Source organism: Sphingobium phenoxybenzoativorans (assembly GCF_018286635.1).
Classification (GTDB): domain Bacteria; phylum Pseudomonadota; class Alphaproteobacteria; order Sphingomonadales; family Sphingomonadaceae; genus Sphingobium; species Sphingobium phenoxybenzoativorans.
This window is the reverse complement of the sequence record NZ_CP073910.1, coordinates 1660897-1687845: the sequence shown is the minus strand read 5'-3', so window position 1 is coordinate 1687845 and position 26949 is coordinate 1660897. Positions and strand designations below refer to the sequence as shown.

Here is a 26949-nt window from a genome sequence, read left to right as displayed (position 1 = left end):
ACGAAGAGTATGACGGCACCCAAAATCTTCCGGCCGGACCTTAACGATCCGACCAGGCCAAAGCGTGGCCTGACGGAACAGGATCTCGCGGAAAAAGCCACGGTGTACCGCCCCGATCTGCTCGATGGGCAGACTTTGCTCATCACCGGCGGCGGCAGCGGAATGGGCAAGGCCGCCGCCTTTCTGGCCGTACGCCTTGGCGCCAATGTCGCTATCTGCGGCCGCGATGTCGAGAAACTGGAACGTACGCGCGATGTGATCGCCAAGGAGACTGGCAAGGAAATTTTCATCCAGACCACGACCATCCGGGACCCGGAAGCGGTCGAGGAACTGATTGGCTCGGTGCATGACAAGTTTGGCGGCATCAATACTGTCGTGAACAATGCCGGCGGTCAGTTTCCCCAGGACGCCATCGATTTCACGCGCAAGGGCTGGCTGGCCGTCATAGACACCAATCTCAACGGCACCTGGTGGATGATGCAGGAAGCCGCCAAGCGCTGGCGCACCGATGGCAAGCCGGGCAACATCATCAACATCGTCGCCAATGTCGAACGCGGCATGCCGCAAGCCGCGCATACATGCGCGGCGCGGGCGGGCGTCATCTATCTGTCGAAAACGCTCGCGACCGAATGGGCGCCGTTCAACATCCGCATCAATTGCATCGGCCCCGGCGTCATCGAGACGGAAGGGTTCGCCATGTATCCCGAGGAAGCCCTCGCCCGCTTCCATCAGGCGAACCCCATGAAGATGCGCGGCGACGCCTGGGACGTGGCCGAAGCCATCGCTTATTTTGCTTCCCCAGCCGCCCGCTTCATCAATGGCGACCTCATGATATTGGATGGCGGCCAGGCGCAGTGGGGCGTCATCTGGCCGGGCGGCATGCCCGATTATTTCAACGAAGGCGGCGCGGCGTAATCCAACGACCGGCATCCGGCAGAGATTCTGCCGTATGGCCGGGCTTTATAAGGCGGACTGTCGCGCGCCCAGATATGGAAAGGGGTGATCCTGCGCGATCACTTCCAGAAGCTCAACGACATTCCCGTCGCAATCACGTCCATAGGTTGCGAGCATCGTGCCCGCCCCGCCCGGCTCGCAATGGAATTCCATACCCAGCGCGGAAAGCCGCTCATATTCCGCCCAAGCGTCATCCACATACAGGCAGATATGGATCAAGCCGGGATCGCACATTCTGCGTTCGAGCCGTTCACCTTGCGGTTCAAGATACTGGAAAACCTCAATATAAAAATCATTCAGGCGGATCATGGCATAGCGCGCCGCTGAACCGGGCAGTTGCACCATCCGCCCTACCCGCTCATTGTCGCTCTGCCATCCGCCATCCGCGACACGCTGGAAGCCGTACCAGCGTTCATAATGGTCGATGAACCGGTCAATATCCGGCGTGGATATAGCCACATGGTGCATGCCCAGAATCATCGTCTCTCCTTTCGCGGCGCGCAGATGCCCCGTTCGCCGCATATTTTCCGTCAATAACAAAACAAACTTGACTGTTTTTTTCAACCCTCCTTTGATGGCCATGTCAGCAGTGGCCAAAAAGAGCGCGAGCCGAACGCGCGATGCAAGCACAGGCAATCAGCGGAATGCCGCTATGGACGGAGAGCGAATGGCATGACCGACTATGACGTCATCATAGTGGGCGCGGGCGGCGCGGGCCTCGCCGCAGCTTCAGCGGCTTCCGAAAATGGTGCGAGCGTATTGATCGTGGAGGCGGCGGCGCGCGCCGGTGGATCGACAGCGCTGTCCGGTGGGGTCTTTTACGCCGCCGGAACTTCTCTCCAGCGCGAGGCCGGGATCGAAGGAGACGCCCCAGACGCTGTCTTTCAATATTATATGACGCTCAACCAATATAAGTTGGAGGCCTCGCTGGTCCGCAAACTGTGCGATGACTCGCCTGCAGCCTTCGAATGGCTGCGATCGATTGGCGTCGAATTCCGGGCGGAAGACCTATACATGTCCGGGGTCGACAAGGTTCGCCGTGGGCATAGGGCTGCGGGAGGCGGGGCCGCCATTGCGGAGGCACTGGAAGGCTCCTTCGCGGGAAGATCCGTGGATGTCGCCCTGGAAACCCGTGTGGAAACGCTTCTGATCGAAGAAGGCCGGATATGCGGCGTAATCGTTGACGGGCAACCGGTACGCAGCAGCGCCACGATAATTACGACGGGTGGCTTCGGCGCCAATCCGGCGATGCTGGCGCAATTATATCCTGACGCCGCCATCCATGGGGACCAGCATTGGTATATCGGCGCGCCGACCTGCCGCGGGGACGGCATTCTCATGGCGCAGGCCGCAGGCGGCCAGATCAGCGCGGCCAATCGGGGATTGCTCCTTTTGACGCCTGGTTTTGCGAAAGAGTTGGAAAGCTATGTTCCCGGCTGGCTGATGATGGTCAATCGCGAGGGCCGGCGCTTTGTCGATGAAAGCATCGAATATTCGGTGATGGCGGCCGTCCTTGGCGAACAGGAGGATCGCATCGCCTTTGGCATTTTCGACGAAGCGTCGCGGATGGCCTCCAAGACAACGTCTTACCGGCCGGCTCCCAACTGGACAGCAGACCGGCTCGACGAATTTGTCGCTGCCGGAACTTTGGAAAAGGCCGACAGCATAGCGGGACTGGCCGAACGTATCGGCATATCCCCGGACGTGCTGCACACCACCGTCAATCGCTATAACGACCATGTGTCCGACAAAGCGGATGGCGGCTTCTTCAAGCCTGCATCGTTCCTGCGCCCGATTACCTCGCCACCCTTTTATGCTGCACGAATTTGCGCAGCAATCATCTGCTGGACGGGGACAGGACTGCGGATCGACACACGGGCGCAGGTATTGGACGCGGCGGACAGGCCGATCCCCGGTCTCTATGCAGCGGGAGAGACGACCGGTGGCATGTTCGGCGAATGCTACGCGTCGGGTGGAGCATCCATCGGCAATGCGATCATATTCGGGCTGACTGCCGGGCGGGAGGCGGCTGCGCTGGCGCGGCTGCATGCGCCCCTGGCCGCCACATCATAATTCACCGACAACAGCATTTGCAGGAGACAGGATCATGAGCAGCTTGGAAGACCGCATCGCACGCCTGGAGGCGGAATCGCAGATCCGTCAGCTTGTTGCGCGATACTGCTTCTATCTGGACGACCGGCTGATCGATGAGGCCTATACGCTTTTCGCTGACGATGCAGTGCTGCGCTCAGCGGACGGCGTTATGAACGCTACCGGCGTGGAAGCGATCATCCAGCAATTTCATGGCCGCTTCGACGTGCTTGGCCCCGGCCATCATTTCATGCACGATATCCAGATCGATTTCGTGGGCGATGGAAAAGAGGAGGCGACCGGAAGGGTCATCGGGCACGCCGAACTGTGGCGGAATGGCAAGATGATGGTGACCGCCATTCGCTATGATGATGTTTATCGCAATACCGACAAGGGCTGGCGCTTCGCCCGAAGGACCATCAACTTCCTCTATTATGTCCCTGTGTCGGAATATCCCGACATCCTGAGCGGCCCAAATCGCAATCATGCCTATGCAGAACCCAAGCCCGCCGATTTCCCGGAACGGCTGCCAAGCTGGATTGCTTATGAAAAATCCAGGGGCCGGGAGGCATGAGCGGCCTGATTGTCGAGAGGCACGGCCCGGTGCTTCTGCTGATCATAGACCGGGAGGAGCGCCGTAACGCCATCGATTCGGAAACATCCGCCGCGATAGACAGCCATATCGGATTGGCCGAAAGCAACGACAGCATAGGCGCGATCATTATCACCGGAAGCGGTGAGCGCGCCTTCTGCGCCGGTATGGACATGAAGGAAGCTGCAGAAATCGGGGTCGGCCATGGCCTGATCCCCGGACGCGGCTTTGCCGGCATTACCGAGCGCAGGCGTACAAAGCCGCTTATTGCGGCCGTCAACGGCATGGCGGTTGCGGGCGGGTTTGAGATCGCTCTTGCCTGCGACATCGTGATCGCCGCCGATCACGCGATGTTCGGCTTGAGTGAGGTGAAGCGCGGCCTCTTTGCCTTTGCGGGCGGCGTGCAGCGCTTGGCGCGACAGGTGCCGCGCTCGACGGCGCTGTCCATGATTTTAACGGGCGAGCCGCTTTCCGCCACCCGGATGTATGGGCTTGGCGTCATCAGCGAAATCGTGCCTTCCGCCCAGTTGCGTCAACGCGCGCTCGATGTCGCGCACGCCATGCTGCAAAATAGCTGGGAGGCCATCCGCAACGGCAAGCTGCTTTACGAGATGGCGGCCGATATGCCGATAGATCAGAGTCTGCGTTTCGGCCGCGCATTTGGGGAGGCGACATTGAAATCGGCTGACAGCCAGGAAGGCGTTGCCGCATTCAGCCAAGGCCGGGACGCCACCTTCTGCCGCTTTCAGAGCTGATCTTCCCGCGCGGCGAGGCGCGCGGAAAAGCCATCAGCGCCGGGCCATCGCCCGGCTCAGCGCATCGTCGCTGTTCCATTTGAACGCTTTGGACACTGCGGCATCGGCCGCCATGTCAAATCCGTGAAAGGCGCCGGGATAGACATGCAGTTCCACGGGGACGCCCGCCCGCGTCAAACGTCGCGCAAACTCCAGATTTTCTTCCATGAAAAGGTCGATCGCGCCCACCGCGATGAATGCGGGAGGCAGTCCGCTCAAATCATCCGAGCGGGCCGCTGCGGCGTAGGGCCTGGCTTCAGCTCCCGGCGCATGCCCCAAATAGGCGCTCCAGCCGAAGCGGTTCTGGTCCGGCGTCCAGATAAATTCGCCGCAATGGGGATGCGGCTCAGCCATGGTGCAGGTGCGGTCGTCGAGCATCGGATAAATCAGGTGCTGAAAGGCGATGGGGAATTCGCCCTTATCCCGCGCCATCACCGCCAGCGCGGCGGCAAGCCCGCCCCCTGCGCTTTCACCGGTAACGCCGATCCGCTTGCTGTCCACGTTCAGCGCACCCGCATTCCCATGGAGATAGCGCAGCGCCGCATAGCAATCCTCGATCGGACCGGGATGGGCCGTTTCAGGCGCCAAACGATAGTCGACTGAGACAATAACGCATCCCATCTCCGCCGCCCGCGCGCGATTTGCGGCTTCGGTCATGGCCGCCGATCCAATCACATAGCCGCCGCCATGGATGTGCAGCAGCGCCGGGAAAGGAGCCTCGCCAGCCGTCGGCGTGTAGATCATGATGCCGACATCCGGCGCGCCATTTTCACCAGGCACGCTCTTGCGCTCCACCGATACCGGCAGACCTTCCGGCATCGGCATGTCCGCGAACATCTGGTCCATGGCCGCGCGAAGCGGCGGAAGATCCACGGTGGCGAAATCGATGACGGGCAATGCCTCCAGCGTCGCGATCAAGTCTGTTTCGATCAGATGTCTGCTGCTCATATGTCTCTCCGGAATCTCAGAAGCTGGCCATTGCGCCGCCGCAGATGCGGATACCCGCACCCGTGATGAACCGCGCTTCGTCGGTGGCCAGGAAAAGTGCGGGCGCCGCCACTTCCTCCGGCTCGCCAAGCCTGCCAACCGGCGTCTTGGTGTTCCAGTAATCGAGGAAAGACTGATCCTCCATGAAGGGCTTGGACATGCCGGTCCAGATTGATCCGGGCTGCAGATAGTTGGCGGTGATCCCATATTTGCCAAGGTCGACTGCCAGCGATTTGGTGAAGCCCGCCATCGCATGTTTGGACATGCCATAGGCGCAAAGGAACGGTCCGCCGAAATCCGACATGATCGATCCCAGATTGATGATCCTGCCCCAGCCCTTCTCCTTCATATGGGGCAGCGCAGCCTGGGTCAGCCGGAAAGGCGCCGTGACGTTGATGGCCAGCGTTTTTTCCCAGCTTGCAAGGCTCTGGTCCTCGATCGATCCGGGAAGGCATATGCCGGCATTGTTGACGAGAATGTCGAGACCGCCAAACGCCTCTATCGCCGCTTTCACAATCTTGTCCGGCGCGTCCTCCGCGGTAACGTCGGCAACCAGGGTCACGATCCGGTCACTGCCGGCAAGTTCGGGAAATTCCGGCAGGTTGAGATCCGCCGCCAGAATCCTGGCTCCGGCTCCGTGATAGGCTTCCACAATCGCCTTGCCGATACCGCTGGCGGCTCCGGTGACGATCGCGATCCTGTTGGCGAGTGCGCCTTCGCTCATATCTTCCTCATCCTCTTTCGATTATCGGGCCAGCCGCTCAACGCAGGTCGAAATCCGCGAGATCGGGCTGCTTTATCCAGTGATAATATTGGTCGGGCTTCCACGGCATATTGGCGCTCGTCCGGCCGAACTTATTGAGATAATAGGATTTCTGACCCGGAATGTCCCAGATGCACTGCGTCATCGCCTCGTCCATTCTGGCGTTATATTCGTCAAAGACGGACTGGCGGCATTCCATCACATGCGCGCCCGCTTCGATCATATGCACAATAGAATGGACGGCGTACCGCACCCATATCTCGATCCAGGGAAACAGGCCGCCCGCGCGCGCCTGGCCGTTCGGACCATATACGACGAACAGGTTTGGAAACTGCGGCATCGTCATGCCCAGATAGGACCGCGCGCCATCTTTCGCCCATGCCTGTTCCAGCGTCACGCCATTCACACCTGAATAGCGCACGGGCCAGAGATAATCCTCCGTCTTGAATCCCGCGCTCAGGACCAGCAGATCGACCGGATGTTTGGTTCCGTCCGCCGTCACTACGGCGTCGGACGTGATATGGTCGATGCCATCGGTCACCAGATCGACATTGCTCCGGCGCAGCGCGTCGAACCATCCATTGTCGATGACCGTGCGCTTGGTGAAGGGCGGAAAATCGGGAATGAGCTTGGCGATCAGGTCAGGCCTGTCCGCCAGCTTGCTCCTGATATTCTCCGTCAGATAGGCGCGCAGATTGTCGTTGCGTTCGCTTATGATGCCGCCTTTGGCCTGCCATGCCGGGTCAGCATTTTGCAGCCCCTCAACATCCCCGAACATCGCGTGAAACAGGGCGAAACAATACCAGTTCCAATAATTGGGTACCGTGTCGAACAGCCATTGGGTTTCGACCGACACCTCGGACTTGTACCCGTCCACGGTGGCTACCCATTGCGGCGACCGTTGAAACACGGACACATGCGCCGCATCCTGGGCAACGCGCGGCATGATCTGGGCGCCGGTTGATCCGACGCCGACGATACCGACCCGCTTGCCGCGATAATCGACGCCATGGTCCCATTCCGTCGAGTGGAACCACGGCCCCTCAAAATTCTCCAGGCCGGCAATGTCCGGCTTGTTCGGGCGGTTGAACAGACCGGCAGCGCTTATGATCGCGCTGGTCCGCAATTCGGGCGCGCCCTCCCCTTCCAGCGTCAGCCGCCACTGGCCGCGACCCTCGTCCCATTCCGCATCGGTCAATTTGGTATTCAGGCGGATATTGGGGATCAGGTCATGGTCGCGCGCAGCCTGCTCAATATATTTCTGCACCTCGCCTGCGGGGGCGAAATTATGCTTCCACGGATAGTTCTGCATGAAGGAATATTGGAAATGATGGCTGGCAATATCGACACGGGCGTCAGGATAGTCATTCTTCCACCATGTGCCGCCAATGCCATCATTCTCGTCGATGATGGTGAAGGGAATGCCCAGGCGCTTCAGTTGGATTCCAGCGGCCACGCCTCCAATCCCCGCGCCGATCACGGTGACGTGATAATCGCGCTTCACTTCCTTCGATGGCTCACGGGTCCATTCGACCCCGCGCGGATAGGGATCGAAGGACAGTTCCTCCCGTCCCATTTCCACCATGAAGTCAGAAACCGGCCCACCGGAAAAGGTCTCGATCAGATTGCGCAATTCCTGATTGGACGGGGCCTGAGGTTGGCTTGCGTTTTCTGCATTCGAGGCCAGAAACGCGCGGGCCTTCTCCTTGACCTTCTCGCTATCCTGTTCGGACAGAACCGCAACCTGGAATACGCCGCCCCACCAGGGCACTGACCCGACATCCATGCCGGCCAGTTCTTCGTCGCCGGTCGCCTGATAGAGCGCCAGCCGCAGAGCGTTCAGATTTGCCTGGTCCAATGCGCGGGCGACAAAGGCGGAGTCGACCGGGCTTTCCTTCATATCCACCGCTGACTGCCTGTTCACCGTCACGATCCTCTCCTCATCTCTCCATCGGGCGGTAACGGCGTGCGCGCGTGCCGCTCAATGTATCGGGGCATGGAATGGGAGGATCGGAAGGGCTGAAGGCGGGCATGCGCCTCGCAGAAACTTCCCTATCCTCTCCCGAAACTCCGCCCCGGAATTGCCGCTACGAATCTTCTGACGAGACCTCGAACAGCATATTTTGAACATGCATGTTCATTTTATAAAAGCAAATGCTTTATCCTTTTTTGAGTAGGGAAAATGCGGGCCGTCATGGCGCAAAAACCATCAACAGATTGCCTGCCATATGGCTGTACATGCCATAGCCGGAATTCACGATGACATGGCCATGCGCCACGGCCGCGCCTGGGCCGCTCATCGCCCCGCCCTTCCCTTCGACGCCGGTGATCGTCTTTACCGGTTTCGTCGTATCGACTTCCCAGATGATCTTTCCGCTATCGCTGTCATAGGCGCGGAAACGGCCATCCAGATGTCCGGCGAACACTACGCCAGGCATAGCGGTGATCGCAGCGGACACGCCCGGATCGCAGAACTTCGCGCCGCCACACAAATCCGGCGCACGCGCGTTCCAGACAACCTTGCCGGTGGCGGCATCAATCGCATGCAGACCCGAACCCCGGATGCTGGCGTCATAGACGCGGGCGTCACCGGTGTCCGCCATATCGTTGATCGGCACAAAGACGCGCGCGCCCTCTGCCGCCATGCCGAAATGGACGCCGCCCTGCGTGCCGCCATGGCCGAGACGGCGGGTCCAGAGGATTTTGCCAGTGTCCGGATCAAGACCCCAGGCTTCACCGGATTTCTGCCCGGCAACCAGCATCTGCTTTCCATCGGCAAGAGGGATCAACAGGGTGGATGCGGCGACGTCATGGTCGGGACCTTTTTCTTTCGGGCAACTATCGCTGCCCAGCATACAGCCGACATTCCAGGCGTCGCCCTTGGTCAATTGCGTGTGCCAGATGCGTTTACCGGTTTCTGCATCAACGGCGAAAACGGCATCGGAATTGTCGTCGGCGGGGGAGGAATAATTTTCCCCGGAGCCGAAATAGATCCGCTTGCGTGCGGCATCATAGGTGGGGCTGTTCCAGACCGGCGCGCCAGACGGGCCAAGCAGCATCGTCCCCTCCGCATTTTTGCCCTGTGGCGCAGGCTCGTCCTGCACAGTGTAGGCACGCCAGCGCACCTCGCCCGTCGCCAGGTCAAGCGCGGCCACCGATCCCCGGAAGGAACAACAGGGATATTTGGGATCGGCCGCCTGTCCAACCTCCAATGATGATACTGGTACGAACAGCGATCCGCCCGCCAGCGCAGGCGTGCCGGTGATCGTGGCATCCGCATGATCGTCCATCTTTGTGGACCATAATTCCTTGCCCGTCATGGCGTCGACGGCATGGGCACGGCCAAGCAGATCACCGAAATACAGACGTTTCGTCGCGGCGTCGGGAACAATGGCCGTGCGGACTTCAGCCGACACTCTCTGCTTCCATTTGACGCAGCCCGTGTCGAGATCGAAAGCATAGACGGTGCCGTCCTGGCTGCCGACGAACAGCGCGCCCCACGCCACTGTGGGCTGTGACCTCGCGCGCAGCGCATCGGGAAATGCGAAGGCCCATTTCAGCTTCAGCTTGGGAACCTGGGTCTTTTCCAGTCCGGCCAGCGCGGAAGGCACGAAACGGCGATTGTCCAAGCCCCAGCCAACCGGCTGTGGCTCGTCCTGCATATCGAAGGCCAGCTTCGCTCCCGTGCACATGGGCGGTGGCGAAGCGGGCTTATAGGAACTCAACTTGCGCCGTGTCAGATATTCGGCAAGCTCGCTGCGTTCTTCCGCCTTCAGCGCCGATCCCTGTATCTTCATCACGCCGTCCGTCAGCGCCCCGATAATCGCGTCCGGCGACATCATGCCCAGAAATGCCGGAGAAGGCGCCTTGGGCACGCCGCCCTCATGGCACATGGCGCAATGGGTCGCGAACAGCGCCTTGCCTGGATGCGTTTTCGGATCGATGCGGAAGCCATCATCGGCCTGAAAATCGTCAGTCGAGCGGATGCGCGACAAGCCTTGCGAACCCGGCTGAGACTGATCCAACCCGGTTGGCGCATCGGCCGCCAGACGCCCCGCACCGAACATCGCCGTGCCCAGAACCAACAGGCTGGCCGCCAGAAATGCGCCTCTAAAATCCTTCATCATCACCCTCTCACCGGCGTTGTCGACACGCCTGCTCTTATTTTATTATGTCCCGTCGCTGGGCTGGGGCCCGCCTGCCCATGCTTCATGCGCCCGCCAGCTCCGGTGCTTCTGCAACGAACAACTCCAGCGGCGCATGATACATTGGCTCCGGCGCGCCGGATGTGATCGCATAGACATTTTCCATGTGGCAGGGCCCCGGCGTCCCGCCGAAATAGAGGCAGTCCAGGCTGATCAGCATGTCCTCCGCCATTTCGAAACCCGCAACGCCGGCCAAACCATGCGACGGGAAAGGAACGGGAATTTCCAGCGGCATATAACCAATGCCATGGGCCACCAGTAACAGCTTGTCCGGAGCGGCGACGCCATTCTGCACCAGATGATCGCGCGCGATTTTGGCCAGTTCTCCGGTGTGCACGCCCGGCCGCAGATGATCGACCGTCTTTAGAAACGCATCGCGCAGAATATCGTGCAGGCGGAGATACTCCGCGGAAGGCGGGCCGACGACCGCCGTTCTGTTGATGTCGATCCAGAAACCCTCATGCACACCCTGCGTTTCCAGGATGATGATGTCCCCGGATTGCAAGGGCCGGTCGACGGGCGTCCTGAACAGATCCGGTATAAAATCGCCATCATATCCGCCGCCAAAGAGCACCGCGCCTTCATCCACCGGGACGACCTCGTTCCTCACCATGAACTCGGCGATGCGCGCCTGCACTTCGCTCCAGCTCCGGCCATGGACAACCTCGCGCCCGGCCTGCGCGATCACGGCATCGGCCAGTTTTCCGACCTTGCGATATCGCGCAATCTCGCCCGGCGTTTTCACGACCCGCACGCGCATGAGGAAATCCAGCGCGTCGAACAGGTCGACCTGCATTCCCTGCGTCGCGCGATGTCCAATGCGCCAGTCATCGCAACCGATCCTGCCCCTCCTATCCAGTCCATTCGCCTTCAATCCTTGGGACAGGGCCGCTAACAAGTCCGGCTGGCACGCTCCCCTTATCTTCTCGCTGGCGATGCCCAGCGCAGCCCTCGCCAGTTCGGAACGCCGCGCGCCGGGGTCGTCCGCCCGCGCCACCTGACAGAAATTCAGCATGTCGAACGTGCGGATCTCATCGCAGAAAATGCGCTGCTCCCGTTCATTGCCTACTGCGATGACACCGATGCTTGCTTCGGGGATCAGCAGCGTGACCGGCTTGCTGGCATCGCGCGGAACAATCGCCCCGCAAAGCGGCTCCTGCTGGGTCCAGCGCTCAAGCACGCTGTGATATCCCGTCGCATAACGCACATCATGTGGATGAGAGAGGATGACGGCGTCGATATCTTCCCGCGCCATCATCGCGCGGAGCCGGGCAATGGTCTCTGCCGACATCTCTATGACGCCAATTCCGCTCGATACGCCTTTCGGCATGTCTTGCCAGCCGATATCGTCATCGTAATCCTCCTCCGTTCAGCTATGACGGCAGGCAGTTTTTTACACTGCTTCTGCGCCTCCCTTCTTTTGTTTTCGGAAAGCGTCCGTCAGAATCCGAGGGAAGAATAAAACATACATGTTTGTTTTTGACAAGCTGTTCCGCATGCCATTTTCCGGCACTCGCTCTCCAGAAATCTATCGTTTCATTGCCGGTTGCTTCTGTTAGGAAGACTATATGGCGATCGAACCTGATGAGGATGAGGACGACGAGGATCGGCATGGCCGGTCCTATTCCAGTCCCATCATGATCGGGCGGCGCAAGCGCATCACGCAGGAAGCGCGCGCCATTCTCGCCGACGGTGGCGTGAAGGCGCTGACGATCAACCGCCTGTGCGAACAGGCCGACGTCGCGGTCCGCACCATATACCGCGCATTCGGCGACAAGGATGGCGTCATCCTTGCCGCGATCAACGAGCATATGGATTCGATCCGGGATTTTCTCGCGATCAATCCGGGGCGCGGGGACGTCGATTCCGTGTTCAGGGAACTGGACTGGCTGGTGGCGGAGCTTTTCCGTTCAGCGGCATTCGGCCTCGTCGCAATTGGCTTCTATTTCTCCCAGACGCCTAGGGTGGAAGCAGTAACGGCGTTGCGGTCCGTCCCCAATGACCGCGCCTGGCGTTGGCTCGATCTCTGCCGGCGGCAGGGCTTTTTGATCAGCGGGCTGGATCAGGAACGGGTGGCCCGGCACTTTGCCGACGCCGAATACCTCATGTATCATCGCTGGGCCGTGGGAGAAATTCCCAACGATATGCTGGCCGACGAGTTGAAGGCGAACTTCCTGCTCAACGCGATTGGCGTCGTGAGTGAGCCGGAACGCGGACGGTTGATCGATATGCTGACCTCCATCTACGCCCGGCTCGGCGCGGTGAAAAAGGGCTGACCGGATCAGCGCCCCGAGGGATGGGCAAGGGCTTCAAATTTCCGCTCCGGCCACAAGAAATGAAGGCGGGTCCGGGCAATCCGCCATTTGCCCGCCTCGCGCCGGTAATCATCCTCATAGATACCCAGATATAGTAGCGGATTGTTATGCCCGCCCTGCGTGTGAAGGCCGGTCACGGGCATTTGCCTCGTCAAGCAATCAAGCAGATACCAGCGCCCATGCGCCGTGTCCGGCCCGGTCAGGGTGATCCAGGGATTGGTGACGACATGGATCGCATCGAACGCGCCGCCCGCCGACAGCATGACATCCTCATAGCGTTCCCGGATTTGCGCGCGCCCCACCCAATCGCCGCCATATTCCGGCCCGAACTCGCAAACCGCATCTTCGGTAAACAAATCCATGAAGGAATCATAATCCCGCGCATCGAGATGCGCTGCATAACCAAGCCGCAAATCCATGATTTCATGTTTTGCCAGCAACGTCTCGATATCCATGCTTTTACTCCACTGTAATTGTGATACGGATGTTCATATTACCCCTCGCATCAGAAGGGGTCGGAAGGAGAGGCAGGACGATGGACAAGGCGCTCGAAAACCGTCTCACGCGGCTGGAAGATATTGAAATCATTCGCGAACAACTCGAACGCTACGGGCATGCGCTCGATTGGCACGACGGCGATCTCCTTGACAGCGTGATCTTTGACGACGCTGACGTCGACTATGGCATCTTCAAACTCGATGGCCGTGGCGCCAAAGACAAGCTCATGGAAATCGAGGCGGCCTTCCCGCGGCGTTGGCATTTCACAGCCTCCCCCACCATCGCATTCCTCGACGCATTTACAGCGGAGACGGTGAGTTATCAGATCGCTGTATCCTCGACGGAGGCCGATCCCGGCAACGGTCTCACCCAATATTTCGGCTGGTATCTGGACCGTTTCGAAAAACGGGACGGCCATTGGGGCATCGCCGCGCGCAAGCACGTCCTGCTCGGCTTTGGCGACATTGCGGAACAGCGGCTGCCCGAAATCATGCAGGGGCTGAACCGGCTCACCAACGCAAGTCCGGCGCATCCCGATTATCGCAAGCCGGGCCAAAGCCGCGTCGCCATGGGTCAGCAATGACCCGGCGACGCCGGAAAAGCGCACGGCCGGGCGCACCTCAATGGATGTTGTAATCGCCATCGACCACAAGCACCGGCGGGGGCATGAGTCCGGTCGCCTGCGCATTGCGGCCGGGAAGATCGGCAATCACCATCCTACTCCTTCTGATTGTAACGGATCGAAAAGAGGGAACTGCGTGTGATGCCCGCCGGGCAAACAGAGATTTCCGCGCTTCTCGCAAGGGCGGCGGAGACGGCGCAGGGACCAACGCCGGGGGCGGCGCGAACAATATTGGATGCCCTGTTCGCCAAAGCTCCGGGACATCCGGATGGCTTCACCGTCCTTGGCATCGTCGAACAGCGTTGCGGCCATAATGAAGCCGCCTGTGACGCCTTTGCCCGTGCTGTTGCGGCCGATCCGAACGCGCCGGCCAAGCTCGCCAACTATGGAGCCGCGCTCAAAAATACGGGACGCCTCGATGAAGCCATCACAGTCCTCGAACGCGCCGTGGCAATCCAACCCGACGCCCCCGGCGCGCGCAATAATCTGGGTTCCGCTCTGCTCGCCGCCGACCGTCCCGATGAAGCGATCCCGCATCTTCGCCATGCCGTCGCGATCCGCACGGCCTATCCGGAGGCCTGGAACAATCTGGGCGTCGCCTTCTCCCGCATGGCCCGGAATGACGAGGCGATCCGGGCGTATGACATCGCCCTGACGCATCGCCCCGGATATGCGGAGGCTGGCGTAAGCCGCGCCCTCGCGCTGGAGGCCGCTGGCGATCCAGCCGCAGCTCTCAACCAACTGGATCAAACGCTGGCATCGCGCCCCACGCATTGGCCAGCCTTCGCCAACAAGGCCTTGCTGCTGGAAAAGCTTGGCCGCCACGACGAGGCCGCCGCCAGCCATCGGCAGGCGATCATTCTCGCGCCAGATCAGCAGATGCTGTATGTAAATTTCGCCACGATGCTGTTGAAAGCTGGCGATCCGCAGGCAGCGCTCACCATATGCGAGGATGCGGGGCGCAGACCCAATCCGGGCACCAGCGCTCTTGCGCTCAGGACGCTTGCGCTGGGTCAATTGGACCGACAGGCGGAACGCGACCATTTGCTGGGCATCGACCGTTTCGTTCGTATCCTGGATCATGAAACCGCTCCAGGCGGCGGGGACCTGGCTCCTTTCGGGCGGGCGCTTTGCAACGCTCTGCGCCATCACGCCTCGCTCACCTTCGAACCAGAGGGGCTGGTCACGCGGGCCGGACACCAGAGCAGCGAACTTGCCGGAGAAAGCGGTCCGCTCGGTCAGCTCGCCCAGATGGCCCGGACCGCTGTCATTACCTATATGGCCGATCTTCCGGCCGGGGATCATCCCTTTATCGCCGCGCAACCAAAGGAGTGGACGATTACCCTGTGGGGTACGGCTCTGCAGCCTGGCGGCGAAGTCGGTCCCCACATTCATGCGCCGAACTGGCTGTCCGGCGTCTATTATCCCGATGAGGATGCGGTCAATCCGGCCGAAGCGCCTGCGGGCTGGTTCGAGATTGGAAAAGCCCCCGATGGTCTTGGACCGAGCGAAGGGCTTCACCGGATCGCCCCGGCCGCCGGGCGAATGATCCTGTTCCCATCCTATTATTACCACCGCACCCTGCCCTTTGGCGGAACACGCCCGCGCATCAGCTTTGCGTTCGATGTGGTGCCGGCCGGGCACGGCCGCCCTCACCGCTTGGCCGTGGGCAAGGCATAGGCAATGAGTGAATCTCCGGCGGGGGTCTGGAACCACATATGCTGGCCGGTCGCCATCACCACGAACTGCCGCCCGCCCGCCATATAGGTCATCGGCGTGGACTGGCTGCCCGCGGGCAGCTTCGCCTTCCACAGTTCCGCGCCCGTCTTCATGTTAAAGGCGCGCAGATAGCGATCCATCGTCGCTGCGACGAACAGCACCCCGCCGCGCGTGACGATGGTCCCACCGATATTGGGCGTACCAAGCTTCCAGTTCAGCGCGGGCTTGAACGGCAGCTTATCGTCGATCGTGCCCAGCGGCACATCCCACAGGGTCTTGCCGCTCTTGAGGTCGATTGCGGTCAGGCCACCCCAGGGAGGAGGCGTGCAGGGCGCCCCCCAGGGCGAGAGCAGAAATTCGCGCTTAACCTCATAGGGCGTGCCGTCCATTGGCGACACGTCCGCTATCGCGCTCAACTCGACCGAACTGCCCGCCGACTTGCGGCGCGGAATGAGCGTGATCAACGACGCTACCCGGCTCGAATTGACAAACATGATCTGATTGCCAGGGTCGACCGAGGCGGAACCCCAGTTCGCGCCGCCCGATGCCGCCGGATAGGTGATCGTGCCCTGCGTACTGGGGGGCGTGAACAGCCCTTCGTAACGATGCTTGGCGATCAGGTCGCGGCACTTGCCGCGATCCCAGAAGGTAAAGCCATAGGCGTCCTCAGGCCGAAGCCTTGTATTGAACAGCGGCTTGGGCAAGCGGGGGACCGGCTGCGTCTTGGAAAGCCACTCACCCTCCACCGCACCCTGCGGCACCGGAACTTCGTCGATGGGGAACAGCGGCGTGCCGTTGCGCCGGTCAAAGACGAAGATGAAACCCTGCTTGGTCGGCTGGATGACGGCGGGCACGCTCGCCCCGTTCCGCGTCACATCGACCAGCACTGGTTGTGACGGCGTGTCATAATCCCAGATGTCGTGATGCACGAGTTGCTGGTGCCACACGACCTTTCCTGTCTTGCCGTCCAGCGCGACGATGGAATTGGCGTAGCGATTATCGCCCGGACGCAGGCCGCCATAATAGTCTGGCGAGGCGCTGGATGTCGGCACGAACACCAGATTGCGCTCACTGTCCACCGACATCACCGACCACATGTTGGCCGCGCCCGCATGATGCCGGGCGTCGCCTATCCAATCCTTGTCCGTCGGCCCCTTATCCTGCGGGATCGGCTCGAACGACCATAGCAGCGCGCCGGTCCGCACGTCATAACCGTTGATGGTCCCGCGCGGCGCGGCAGCCCGCACATTGTCGAGCACCATCGATCCGACAACGGCCACGTCGCCGACAATCGCGGGCGGCGACGCCAGCTTGAGTTCCCCCAGGTGGCGTGGCGGCACGGCCTCCACCACCTTGATCGACCCATCCTTGCCGAACCCGGCGCAGCTTCTCCCATTTGTGGCGTCGATGGCGATCATGCGCAGGTCCACAGTCGCGGCGATGATGCGATGTCGGCAAGGCGCGCCGGCGGGAACTGCATTATCGATCCACTGCGACACGCCGCGGCAGATATATTGGTTGGGAATGACGAAGTTCGGATCGATCTTGCTGTCATGCACCCATTTTTCGCGCCCGGTTGCCGGGTCAAGCGCAACTATCCGGCCGAAAGGCGTGCAAGTTATCAGCGATCCTGCCGCCAGGATCGGCGTCGTCTCGACCGTGCTGTTGGTCAGCATCGCGGCGCTGCGCCGCTTCATCTCGCCGCTGCTATAGGTCCAGGCGACCTGCAGATGCATGACGTTGCCGGGACGGATCTGGCCGATGGGCGCATAACGGTCGCCGCCGCGCGACCCGCCCCAATCATCCCAACTTGAGCTTTGCGGCTCTCCCGATGGAATGACTAGCGGCGGCAGGGGGCGCGGCATCCACAGGTAGAGCGCAAGCAGCGCAAGGATCATCATAAGGACCGCCGGGATCAGGAACCGCTTCCTGCGGAACCATCTGCGGGATTGGGCCGGCGCGCGCATTTGCATCTCTTATCCTCAATAGCCTGTGCCGCAGCGGAGCGGGTCAGTTCTCCAGCCGTGCGATCACAGCGCGCACATCCACTGTCTCGCCTTCCTGCGCGACGATCTCGACCAGCTTCCCACTGGCCGGGGACGGCACTTCCACAGTGGTCTTCGCCGCCTCCACTTCGACCAGCAACTCACCAGCTTCGACCATGTCGCCCACCGACTTCAGCCATCGGATAATCTCGCCATCCTGCATGCCCATCCCAAACTGGGGCAGCAGCACATCCACCGTCGCCATCATATTCTCCTTGCTTCAGGCAGGCACCGGCAAGCCGACGACCTTGCGCACAGCCGCCACGATCCGTTCCTTGTTGGGGTAAAGTGCTTTCTCGATCACTGGACTGAACGGCATATGCGTGTCCGGCGTGGTCACGCGCACGATCGGCGCGCGCAACGTATCGAAGGCATCCTCCACCACGATAGCGGAAATCTCGCTCGCGGCACTGCAAGTCAGATGCGCCGGGTCGACCGCAACAACACGCCCAGTCTTGCGCGCGGACTTCAGGATCGCCTCCCGGTCCAGCGGCGACAAAGTGCGGGGGTCAACGACTTCCGCCGATATGCTTTCGTCCGCCAGTATCTTCGCCGCAGCCATCGCCATGGGAACCGCGCCACCAATGGCGAAGATACTGACGTCCGTTCCTTCGCGCTTCACCTCGGCCTTGCCGATCGGCACGATGAAGTCGGGGTCGTCCGGCACCTCTTCCTTGCCGGACCAAAGGGTTGCATCCTCAAAACAGAAGACGGGATCATTGTCGCGGATCGCCGCCTTCAGCATGCCCTTCATGTCGCGTGGGCCGGAGGGCACAATGATCTTCAGCCCCGGCACGCCCATCAGCATGGGATAGGGCCGGTCGGAATGCTGTGCGGCGTTGGAATTGCCGTAGAACATGCAACTGCGCACCACCAGCGGCAGGCTGGCCTGCCCGCCATAGATATAGCGCGATTTTGCGATGATGCTGACGATCTGGTCCATCGCCGGATAGAGGAAGGAGGACAGCGTGACATCGACGATCGGGCGCATGCCGACCATCGCCGCGCCCGCCCCCGCGCCGACAAAACCATTTTCGGAAATGGGCGTATCCCGCACCCGCTCCAACCCGAAATTCTCGACAAAATCCGTCGTGGTGCCAAAGACGTTGCAGACAATATCCTCACCCATGATGAAGACCTTGTCATCGCGCTGCATCTCTTCGAGCTGGGCTGCGCGGATCGCCTCCAGAAATGTTATTCGTGCCATCGGGTCTCTCCTCTCAATGGCGTCAGGCGGTCAGGAAGGCGGGAATGGGCAGGCGCTCTGACAAGACATCGTCGAACGCTTCCTCCTGTGTCGGATATGGGCTTTCGCGGCCAAACGTGATTGCGTCCTCGACCTCGGCAACCACCTCCGTCTCAATCGTATCGAGCGTCGCTTCGGCAACGCCACCCTCAAGCAGGCGTTTGCGATATTTCGTGATGGGGTCGCGGGAACGCCATTCGTCCACCTCGCCACCACGGTCCAGCAGGACACGGCCCATATTTACGGCATGCTCTGCATAGCGATATGTCTTTGTCTCGATGAAGGTCGGGCCGCCGCCGGTCCGTGCGCGCGTCACCGCCTCAGTCACGGCTTCGAACACGGCTTCGACATCCTGCCCATCAACGATGGCGGATGGCATGGAATAGGCCTTGGCGCGTTCGGCCACATCCTTGACTGACACCATCGCCGACGCCGGAGTGGACACGGCATAGCCATTATTCTCGCAGAGGAAGATCACGGGCAGCTTCCACACCGCCGCAAGGTTGCACGCTTCATGGAACGCGCCTTCGTTCGACGCGCCGTCACCGAAGAAGCAGAGCGAGACCCGGTCATTGCCCTGCAGCTTGGAACCCAGACCAGCGCCAACCGCGACGGGAAGCCCCGACCCCACAATGCTCGTCTCGCCCAGGCTGCCGACCTTGAAGTCGGACAGGTGCATCGACCCGCCCTTCCCCTTGCAGATGCCGGTGGCCTTAGCCAACAGTTCCGCCATCAAAGGACGAAGCGCCGCCCCCTTGGCTATCGGATGCCCGTGAGAACGATGCGTCCCGACCATATAGTCGTCGTCGCGCAGCGCCATGCAGGCGCCGACGCCCGACGCTTCCTGACCGGCATAGGTGTGCAGCGAACCGGGAATTTCCCCGGCCGCATGCATCGCCTCCGCACGGTCTTCAAAGTGGCGGATGCGCAGCATCCGCCTGTAGGATTCCAGCGACCTGTCATTGGCCTTGTCAGGCATAGAGGGCTCCTTGCTTGGCCATCAGAACTTCACCCCCAACTCCACGCCAAAGGAGCGCGGCGGCGCATAGTTGGTGAAGTTGAAAAGACCGGCGACAGAGTTGCCATTGACGCGGTAAATCTCATTGAGAAGGTTCGCGCCATAGAGCGAGACGCGATACCGTTCGCTCTCGTCAGTCCAGTTGATGCTCGCGCCGACCAGCGTGCGCGCCTCGCCCTGCGTGAACTCAGCGTTCAGCGTCGTCGCTTCATATTCGGCCTGATAATTGACCGTGCCGGTGAACGACACCTTCCCGATCGGCACGAACACATCATAGGTCGCCGTGGCGTTCAACGTCCATTTCGGCAGGTTGCGCAGCTTCAGGTAGGACGCGTCATCGTTGACGCCATCGCCGTTCACATCGGTAATGAACTCATTATATTTGCCGTCCTGCCAACCGGCGCTGAGCGACACGGTCAGATTTTCGACAGGAACGGCGCTGGCCTCCGCCTCGATGCCCCACACTTCTGCGGCGCCGGCATTGGTCGTACGCGTTTCCTGACCGGGCAGCCCCGTGATGGGATCGGTGAAGGGCACCACGGCGTCACGCTGAAGATTGTCATACTTCACATAGAAGCCAGCTATGTTGAAGCGCACGCGCTTGTCTGACGTCTCTGTCTTGAAGCCGAGTTCGAAGGAGTCCGCCGTCTCCTCCTTGAACGGCAGGGCGGACGTTGCGGACATTGCCTGTTCGTTGAAACCGCCCGATTTATAACCCTGGCTGTAGGTGAAATAGTTGTTGATGTTGTCGTTGATTTCCCAGCGATAGCCAGCGCGGAAAGTCGGACGGGAGAAGCTGGCGCTGGAAGCGTATTCCGGCCAGAAACCAGTCGCGATGGTCGAGCGGCGAACCTGCGGCCTTACACGGAAGCTCTTGTCCTCCTTGGTGTAACGTCCGCCCAGGATCAGTGCGAGCTTGTCGACGACCTTGAATTCGCCTTCACCAAAGACCGAATAGCTGTTGACGGTGTAATACATGTCCGACTGGTTCGGATCGGTCGTCGCTGTCGGATCACCCAGGAAGCGCAGGAAACCGAGGAAGGAGGTGGCGTTCGCCGCTAGCCTCTGGCCCCAATACATACCGCCGACAGTGAATTTCAGCCGGTCGCTGAAGTCAGAGGTGAAGCGGCCTTCGACACTATATTGTTTCCGGGTGTCATCGCGGGTCGAATAGAAGATCTTCGCATCTTCGCCCGAATATTCGCTCGGCAGGATCGCCTTCGTCCGGCGGTATCCGCCAACGACGATGAAGCTGCCGATATCGGGCAGGTCCTTCTGAGCGCGCAGATAGACGCCATCGACATCCAGTTGATGGCCATTGAGCGTGCCGATGCAATTGGGATCGGTGGCGTTGCCCTCGCACAGCGTCAGGCTGGTGTTGAGCGGCTTCTTGCCGGTGACCTGGATACCGGGATAGCCGACCTGCGCGAGCAGGAAGGATGCCGGCGTCTCGTTCACCGAAGGCGGACTATCGCTACGGTCACGCATAATTTCATAGGTGAGCATGATGTCGGTGGTCGAATCCGGCGTCCAGCGCAGCTTCGCACGGGCATTGAACACATCCGAACCGCCGATGCGGCCGCCGCCATGGCTGGTGTCGTGATAATAGCCGCCGCTCTTGTGATAGGCGCCCGCGACGCGCAGGGCTAACGTCTCGTCGACCAGCGGAATGTTGATCGCGGCCTTCACGTCCTTCGTATTGAAGCTGGAATATCCCAGACGCAGTTCGCCACCCAGTTCATTTTCCGGCCGCTTGGTGATGATGTTGACGACGCCGCCAACCGTGTTCTTGCCGAACAACGTGCCCTGCGGGCCGCGCAGCACCTCGATCCGTTGCGTGTCGAACAGGTCAAACAATTGGCTCTGCACGTTCGCGAGCACAAAATCGTCGACGATCACGCCAACTGCCGGCTCGAAAGTCAGGATGATGTCCGCCGTGGACTGACCGCGAATGCCGATGGCGGCGGCATTGAAGCCCGGCACATTCGTAATGACGACGTTCGGGATTTGACCGGCAAGGCCGCGGATATCCGTTACGAACTGACGATCAATCGCCGCTGCAGAAAAGGACGAAACGGCGATAGGCGCATCCTGCAGCGATTCCTCGCGCCGGCGGGCCGTCACCACGATTTCTTCAAGGGAAGTGATGCGCCCCTGTTCTGCATCGGCGCTGGTGGCTTGTTCAGGACTGGACTGCGCCAGCGCCGTACCGCTGACAGTGCTGAGCAGAAGTGCGGGAAGGCCGCATAGCGCCAGCCTTTGAAGACGCACACCGTCTTTGGGAAAAATAAACATTATCCATCTCCTCTCCTAAAACGTCACAATTTCTGCAATCGTCTTGATTATTATCGGAATAATTTAGGTAATCATGAAAATATTTTTGCTTATAGAAATCCCCTTTTGAAAACTTATGTTTTCAAAATTTATCTATATTATTTAAACTGATTCGGGCTATATTATAAAATCTACTGTAATATCTGTAATTCATACATCAATAGGAAAATTGATGTTCGTTTTGATGCCATATCTCATGCGGCGACGATCTCAACGGATTCCGGGAGAATATTGCCGTAAACGGGATCCCCATGCCCCCACTCCCCTCTGGGCCGCATGGTCTTGAACAGGCCTTCATCCAGGATTTGATTGGATGGATTGCTATCGTTCCAATCCATCACCACCTGGCGCTTTGCGATCCGCCATTCTCCGTTCCGGCGCTCAAGCCTGTCCAGATAGCGTCCCGCCATCACAAACTGCTCATTCCCGGCGTCGAGGCCGCGCCCGCCACGCATCTTGAAATAGCGCGATCCAAACATGGCCTCGGTCATGTTTTCCCGAACCCGGCAGGCGGAGTAGAGATAGCTTTCCGAACATGCGACATCGCCATCAACCTTGATGTCGACGTTAAGCAGGCAATGGGTGCCCATTTCGAAATATTGGGTAATTTCGCTGATGATGAATTCGACAAATTCTGCGGCATTACCGCTATAAATGCCGTGAATATCGACCCCGTCCGGCCAATAAACGGTGCGCATCAACTCTACATCGGCCCGATCCAGCGCCCGGCAATAGCGGGTCAGCACAGCATAAACATCCCGCCGCGCCACCAGATCCTCCAGTTCCGCGCGGCGGCTCATGGCACATTTGCAAAGACGAGATCGCCCTGCCCTCTTTCTCCGCGCGGCTCCAGCGTAGCGAACATCCCCTGATCAAGGATTTCGCCGGACGGACGGTTATCGTTCCAGTCCATCACCACTTGGCGTTTCAGGATACGCCATTCCCCATTGCGCCGCTCGAACCTGTCAAGATAACGGCCGCCGAAATAGAAATGATGGTGATTGGGATCGAGGCCCTTGCCATCGAACATCGCCATGTAGCGCGATCCGAAAATCTCATGCGCCTTGTCCTGCCGGACCTTGTGATAGGCGAACAGATAGGTTTCGGTGGAGGCGAAGTCGCCAGCGACTTCCATATGCACGTTCATCAGACCGTGCATCGTCACTTCGAACCAATTCTGGATCTCGCGAACGATAAATTCGGCGAACTCCGCTGCGTTGCCGTTGAATACGCCGTGATTGTCGACGCCATCCGGCCAGTAGACCGTCTTCATCAGTTCTACATCGGCGCGGTCCAACGCGCGGGAATAGCGGGTGAGGACATCATATATGTCTCGCCGCGCAATCAGGTCTTCAATATCCTCGTCCGTCACGGCCACTATGTCTCTCCTCTTTTATGTCAGCGAGCGGTAGAAGGCGATCTTCATCTCCTCGGCCAGGCATTCGACGATCGGCGGCACGAGCCGGTCGTGAAAATCGATATGCATATGATGTTCAAAGGCTGCATCATCGCGGAACGTGGCGACGATCTGGAACAGGTCAGGGTCATCGTCGGACTGGAAAAGTTCGTAAACGAGCGCATCCGGCTCCTGCGCATGCACCAGGTCACGCAGCTCTTTCTGAAGATCGATAAGTTCCTGCCGCTTTTCAGGCTTGGTCCTGAGCTGGGCGATAAAACTCTTGCCGCTCATTACGCAGAAACCCCGCCGTCCGGCACCAGGTCAAACAGCAGTTCGCGCTCATAACCGCCAGCCATGCAGCCAATCATCTTTTCGATCAGCGGCTTGCCATGCTCGGTTTCCATGTGCGCTTTGTCGGCGGCTTCATCGACGAAGGATTCAAACACGGCGAACATGCCCGGTTCGCCCAAGCGGAAAAACTGGAACTGCAAGGTGCCCGGCTCCCTGTCCACAAGGGACTCCATCTGCTTTGCAAGGCGGACAAATTCCTCCTCCTGCTCAGACTTCACGCGGAATCGAGAAAGAAAGCTGTAGGCCACAGGCGCTCCTCATCCTGATGTCAGGGATTTTTCCCTCTGCCGTATTAAAAACAATCATGAATGCTTTTTCAAGTCCATAAGCAAGCGGAAATCGCTTTTGCTGCATTGCAAAATCAAACTCTGTGGCATTTTCGCCAGTCTCTAAAAAAAACATTCATGCATGATTGCATTTTATATTCGGCGAATTAGGATCGCGGCATCTGGAGAACGAGGTCACTGAAACTTCGACGCAGGAGAGGAGACTAGGAATGATCAGAAGATCCCAATTGATTGGCGTAGCTTGCGGCGCACTTGCGGCAAGCATGGCAGTAGCTCCCGTATCAGCGCAGACCGCCGCGGATCAGACGTCGCCACAAGCCGATCCACAGGAAAGCGTCGGCCTTCAGGACATTGTTGTCACGGCAACCCGCCGCGCCAGCAATCTGCAGGACACGCCGATCGCCGTCAGCGCGATCGATTCCAGTCTCATCGAGCAGGCAAGTCCCCGTGATATCGGCGAACTGGCGGCTTTTGTACCCAACTTCTCTGCAGCAACCATTGCCAACTTCAACGCGGCGTCCTTCGCGATGCGCGGCGTCGGCCAGAACACGATCATCGTCTATTTTGAGCCGCCGGTCGCGGTTCTCGTAGACGACTTCGTGGTGCCGTCGGTTCAGACACAGTTGCTAGACACGTTTGACATCTCGCAGGTCGAAGTGCTTCGCGGCCCGCAAGGCACTCTGTTCGGCAAGAACACCACCGGCGGCGCCGTCACCGTGCGCACGAAGCGTCCGGAAATGAACGTGATCGGTGTCGAAGCTCGCGCGCAATATGGCAGCTACGGCACGAAACGCATTCAAGCCGCCATGAACGTCCCCCTGATCGAGGACGTACTGGCCCTCCGCCTTGTCGGCGGTTATGAAAAGAGCGACGGCTACTATCGCAACGGCGCCTGCTATGGCCCGGTTACCGGATTTGCTCCTAGCAAATTCGAAGGCGTTCAGGGCTGCCTCGACAACCGCCGCCTTGGCGGCAAGGATGTGTGGCAGGCCCGCGCTAAGCTGCTATTCGAGCCGACCGACAAGATTAGCGCCCTGCTCCAGTATGAGTGGATTCGCGACAAGTCGGACGCCGTCCCCTCCGTCAATGAGAACGGCCTTTTCGAAGGACCAGGCGGCGCCAACTCCTTCTTGACGTCGATCCTGGGTACGATCGTTCCCAATCCCAACAGCAATGATCCGTTGAAGAATGCGGCGACGACCAATCGCTACGCCGGATTCATCAGCATGCCGCTCGGCCAGCGGATCAATGTCGATGGCGTCTATCTGAACGTCGATTTTGATCTTGGCTTCGGCACTCTTACATCGGTTTCGGGCTATCGTTTCCAGCGGTCCCGCCTGCCCAACAGCTATGCTGGCGCGGTGGCTATCGCGCCCGATGGCGAGCCGCTGTCCTTCTTCGACGCCAATCGCGACGACAATCGCAAGACCTATCAGCAGGAAATCCGCTTCGCGTCCGACTTTGGCGGCGCATTCGACATTGTTGCAGGCGGTTTCTATCAGAAGGACAAGACCGAATTCTGCGTTGCCCAACTCTTGGGCTTCCTCGACCTGACAGGCGGCACCACCCCTTACGGTCCATGGAATACAACGCCTTACACGCTGTGCAATGCACAACATGCGACGTCGAAAGCGCTGTTTGCGGAAGGCACGTTCAAGTTCACCGAGGAATTGAAGCTAACCGCGGGCGCCCGTTATAGCTGGGATGATAAGACCTGGTGGGGCCGCCAGCAGACCTTCATCCCCGATCTCGGCACGCCGGTTCGTCCGATCACCATCGAAGATCCGTTGGACATGAGCGTGTTCAACTTCCCGGACAATGTCGTCAGCGTCGAAGCGCATGACCGTAAGCTCACCTACCGCGGCAGCCTCGGCTGGCAGGCGACGCCGACCCTGTTCGTCTATGCAACGGTGTCGCGCGGCTACAAGGGTGGCGGTTTCAACGACCAGACTGGCAACTTCGCCCTGTTCGGGACCGACCTCAACGCCTTCCGCATCGCTGCGGCGGCGACCCGGCCAGAAGTGGCCGACAGCTATGAAGCCGGTTTTAAGAGCGAGTTCCTGAACCGCCGGGTCCGCCTGAACGTCACTGGCTTCCATGTGAAGTACAAGGATCTTCAGAAGAACATCAACGTGCCCATCGTCGTGAATGGTCAGTCGAATCAGTTCACTCAGTTTCAGAACGCCGCCAGCGCGACGGTCAACGGCGTTGAGGCGGAAGCGTCGGCGATCCTTTTCCAGGGCTTCACGCTTCGCGGCGTGCTTGGCTATCAGGACGCCAAATATGGCGACTATGACGCGCCGGGTTCGGGATATGATCTGTCGACCGCGCCTCTGGACCGCGCGCCCAAGTGGCAGTGGACGGCTGATGCGACCTATGAGGTTCCTATCGGCTCAGACTGGAAGATCGTGGCGAACGGCAATGCCGCCTATACCGGCCGCAACCTGTCCACGCAGGCGATCGATACGCCGTTCGGCAACACCTACCTGAACGCGCGCACGCTGCTCAACGCGTCGATCACTCTCTCGGAAGCTGAGGACAAATATTATATCCGTCTGATCGGACGTAACCTCAGCGATAAGCGTTACCGGATCGCATCCCAGAATGTCGCCGGTCTGTGGCTCAACACCCAGTTCGGCCCACCCCGCTTCTATGGCGTGGAGATCGGGGCGAAGTTCGGCAGCAAGCGGTGACGCCGCCTGCCGACGGGCAGGCAGGTGTGGCGGCGG

The 26949-nt window shown here is 59.9% G+C and carries 24 protein-coding genes; 8 read left to right on the top strand and 16 right to left on the bottom strand.

What is annotated here, in order from left to right:
- Nucleotides 1–9 precede the first annotated feature (9 nt).
- The gene (locus KFK14_RS08150) at nt 10–915 is read left to right on the top strand and encodes an SDR family oxidoreductase (RefSeq protein ID WP_212610520.1); all 906 of its coding nucleotides are present in this window, start codon (nt 10–12) and stop codon (nt 913–915) included.
- 45 nt (nt 916–960) lie between these two features.
- Here KFK14_RS08150 and KFK14_RS08145 read toward each other — a convergent pair whose 3' ends face one another.
- Nucleotides 961–1536, bottom strand: coding sequence for a VOC family protein (locus KFK14_RS08145; protein WP_246524966.1), 576 nt, complete (start codon nt 1534–1536; stop codon nt 961–963).
- Nucleotides 1537–1626: 90 nt separating this feature from the next.
- Between KFK14_RS08145 and KFK14_RS08140 the strand changes: the two genes are divergently transcribed.
- Genes KFK14_RS08140 through KFK14_RS08130 form a run of 3 tightly spaced genes read left to right on the top strand, consistent with a single transcriptional unit; the run spans nt 1627 to nt 4392 of the window.
- Entirely contained in the window at nt 1627–3027 is a 1401-nt protein-coding gene (locus tag KFK14_RS08140) for an FAD-dependent oxidoreductase (RefSeq protein ID WP_212610519.1), read from the top strand.
- Nucleotides 3028–3061: 34 nt separating this feature from the next.
- On the top strand, nt 3062–3619 hold the full coding sequence (locus KFK14_RS08135; protein WP_070152451.1) for a nuclear transport factor 2 family protein: 558 nt from the start codon (nt 3062–3064) through the stop codon (nt 3617–3619).
- The gene (locus KFK14_RS08130) at nt 3616–4392 is read left to right on the top strand and encodes an enoyl-CoA hydratase/isomerase family protein (protein ID WP_212610518.1); all 777 of its coding nucleotides are present in this window, start codon (nt 3616–3618) and stop codon (nt 4390–4392) included. Before KFK14_RS08135 ends, KFK14_RS08130 begins: the two co-directional genes overlap by 4 nt.
- Nucleotides 4393–4425: 33 nt before the next feature.
- On the opposite strand, the gene KFK14_RS08125 is transcribed toward KFK14_RS08130, so the two are convergent.
- The 5 genes from KFK14_RS08125 to KFK14_RS08105 all read right to left on the bottom strand — a co-directional run bounded on the left by KFK14_RS08125 (nt 4426) and on the right by KFK14_RS08105 (nt 11677).
- A complete protein-coding gene (locus tag KFK14_RS08125; RefSeq protein ID WP_212610517.1) occupies nt 4426–5379 on the bottom strand; it encodes an alpha/beta hydrolase in 954 nt (317 codons plus the stop codon).
- Nucleotides 5380–5395: 16 nt separating this feature from the next.
- Nucleotides 5396–6142 carry an SDR family NAD(P)-dependent oxidoreductase gene (locus KFK14_RS08120; RefSeq protein WP_212610516.1) on the bottom strand — a complete coding sequence of 249 codons (747 nt, stop codon included), beginning with the start codon at nt 6140–6142 and terminating at the stop codon, nt 5396–5398.
- Between the two features lie 37 nt (nt 6143–6179).
- Nucleotides 6180–8111 (bottom strand): flavin-containing monooxygenase, encoded by a 1932-nt coding sequence (locus KFK14_RS08115; protein ID WP_212610515.1) that lies wholly within the window; start codon nt 8109–8111, stop codon nt 6180–6182.
- A 262-nt stretch (nt 8112–8373) separates the two neighbouring features.
- Nucleotides 8374–10308, bottom strand: coding sequence for an outer membrane protein assembly factor BamB family protein (locus KFK14_RS08110; protein WP_246524965.1), 1935 nt, complete (start codon nt 10306–10308; stop codon nt 8374–8376).
- 82 nt (nt 10309–10390) lie between these two features.
- Nucleotides 10391–11677, bottom strand: a complete 1287-nt coding sequence (locus KFK14_RS08105) for a M24 family metallopeptidase (RefSeq protein WP_212610514.1) — start codon at nt 11675–11677, stop codon at nt 10391–10393.
- A 277-nt stretch (nt 11678–11954) separates the two neighbouring features.
- Between KFK14_RS08105 and KFK14_RS08100 the strand changes: the two genes are divergently transcribed.
- A complete protein-coding gene (locus KFK14_RS08100; protein WP_212610513.1) occupies nt 11955–12662 on the top strand; it encodes a TetR/AcrR family transcriptional regulator in 708 nt (235 codons plus the stop codon).
- A gap of 5 nt (nt 12663–12667) precedes the next feature.
- On the opposite strand, the gene KFK14_RS08095 is transcribed toward KFK14_RS08100, so the two are convergent.
- Complete coding sequence (locus KFK14_RS08095) at nt 12668–13156, bottom strand: nuclear transport factor 2 family protein (RefSeq protein ID WP_212610512.1); 489 nt, start codon at nt 13154–13156, stop codon at nt 12668–12670.
- 80 nt (nt 13157–13236) lie between these two features.
- Here KFK14_RS08095 and KFK14_RS08090 point away from each other — a divergent pair, with 80 nt between their 5' ends.
- Both KFK14_RS08090 and KFK14_RS08085 read left to right on the top strand, forming a co-directional pair.
- Nucleotides 13237–13782, top strand: coding sequence for a nuclear transport factor 2 family protein (locus KFK14_RS08090; RefSeq protein ID WP_212610511.1), 546 nt, complete (start codon nt 13237–13239; stop codon nt 13780–13782).
- Nucleotides 13783–13962: 180 nt separating this feature from the next.
- Complete coding sequence (locus KFK14_RS08085; RefSeq protein ID WP_212610510.1) at nt 13963–15501, top strand: tetratricopeptide repeat protein; 1539 nt, start codon at nt 13963–13965, stop codon at nt 15499–15501.
- Here KFK14_RS08085 and KFK14_RS08080 read toward each other — a convergent pair.
- The 9 genes from KFK14_RS08080 to KFK14_RS08040 all read right to left on the bottom strand — a co-directional run bounded on the left by KFK14_RS08080 (nt 15474) and on the right by KFK14_RS08040 (nt 24181).
- Complete coding sequence (locus KFK14_RS08080; RefSeq protein ID WP_212610509.1) at nt 15474–17441, bottom strand: pyrroloquinoline quinone-dependent dehydrogenase; 1968 nt, start codon at nt 17439–17441, stop codon at nt 15474–15476. The two genes, KFK14_RS08085 and KFK14_RS08080, sit on opposite strands and share 28 nt — an antisense overlap.
- A gap of 109 nt (nt 17442–17550) precedes the next feature.
- Nucleotides 17551–17793 (bottom strand): biotin/lipoyl-containing protein, encoded by a 243-nt coding sequence (locus tag KFK14_RS08075; RefSeq protein WP_246524964.1) that lies wholly within the window; start codon nt 17791–17793, stop codon nt 17551–17553.
- 12 nt (nt 17794–17805) lie between these two features.
- Nucleotides 17806–18792 carry an alpha-ketoacid dehydrogenase subunit beta gene (locus KFK14_RS08070; RefSeq protein ID WP_212610508.1) on the bottom strand — a complete coding sequence of 329 codons (987 nt, stop codon included), beginning with the start codon at nt 18790–18792 and terminating at the stop codon, nt 17806–17808.
- Nucleotides 18793–18814: 22 nt separating this feature from the next.
- The gene (locus KFK14_RS08065) at nt 18815–19810 is read right to left on the bottom strand and encodes a thiamine pyrophosphate-dependent dehydrogenase E1 component subunit alpha (protein WP_212610507.1); all 996 of its coding nucleotides are present in this window, start codon (nt 19808–19810) and stop codon (nt 18815–18817) included.
- A gap of 21 nt (nt 19811–19831) precedes the next feature.
- Complete coding sequence (locus KFK14_RS08060; protein WP_212610506.1) at nt 19832–22144, bottom strand: TonB-dependent receptor; 2313 nt, start codon at nt 22142–22144, stop codon at nt 19832–19834.
- Between the two features lie 233 nt (nt 22145–22377).
- On the bottom strand, nt 22378–22983 hold the full coding sequence (locus KFK14_RS08055; RefSeq protein WP_212610505.1) for a nuclear transport factor 2 family protein: 606 nt from the start codon (nt 22981–22983) through the stop codon (nt 22378–22380).
- Nucleotides 22980–23561, bottom strand: a complete 582-nt coding sequence (locus KFK14_RS08050) for a nuclear transport factor 2 family protein (RefSeq protein WP_246524963.1) — start codon at nt 23559–23561, stop codon at nt 22980–22982. The genes KFK14_RS08055 and KFK14_RS08050 overlap by 4 nt, the downstream gene beginning before the upstream one ends.
- 15 nt (nt 23562–23576) lie before the next feature.
- A complete protein-coding gene (locus tag KFK14_RS08045) occupies nt 23577–23873 on the bottom strand; it encodes a putative quinol monooxygenase (RefSeq protein ID WP_212610504.1) in 297 nt (98 codons plus the stop codon).
- The gene (locus tag KFK14_RS08040) at nt 23873–24181 is read right to left on the bottom strand and encodes a putative quinol monooxygenase (protein ID WP_212610503.1); all 309 of its coding nucleotides are present in this window, start codon (nt 24179–24181) and stop codon (nt 23873–23875) included. The genes KFK14_RS08045 and KFK14_RS08040 overlap by 1 nt, the downstream gene beginning before the upstream one ends.
- A gap of 248 nt (nt 24182–24429) precedes the next feature.
- On the opposite strand from KFK14_RS08040, the gene KFK14_RS08035 reads away from it, so the two are divergent.
- Nucleotides 24430–26913, top strand: a complete 2484-nt coding sequence (locus KFK14_RS08035) for a TonB-dependent receptor (RefSeq protein ID WP_212610502.1) — start codon at nt 24430–24432, stop codon at nt 26911–26913.
- Nucleotides 26914–26949: the final 36 nt, after the last annotated feature.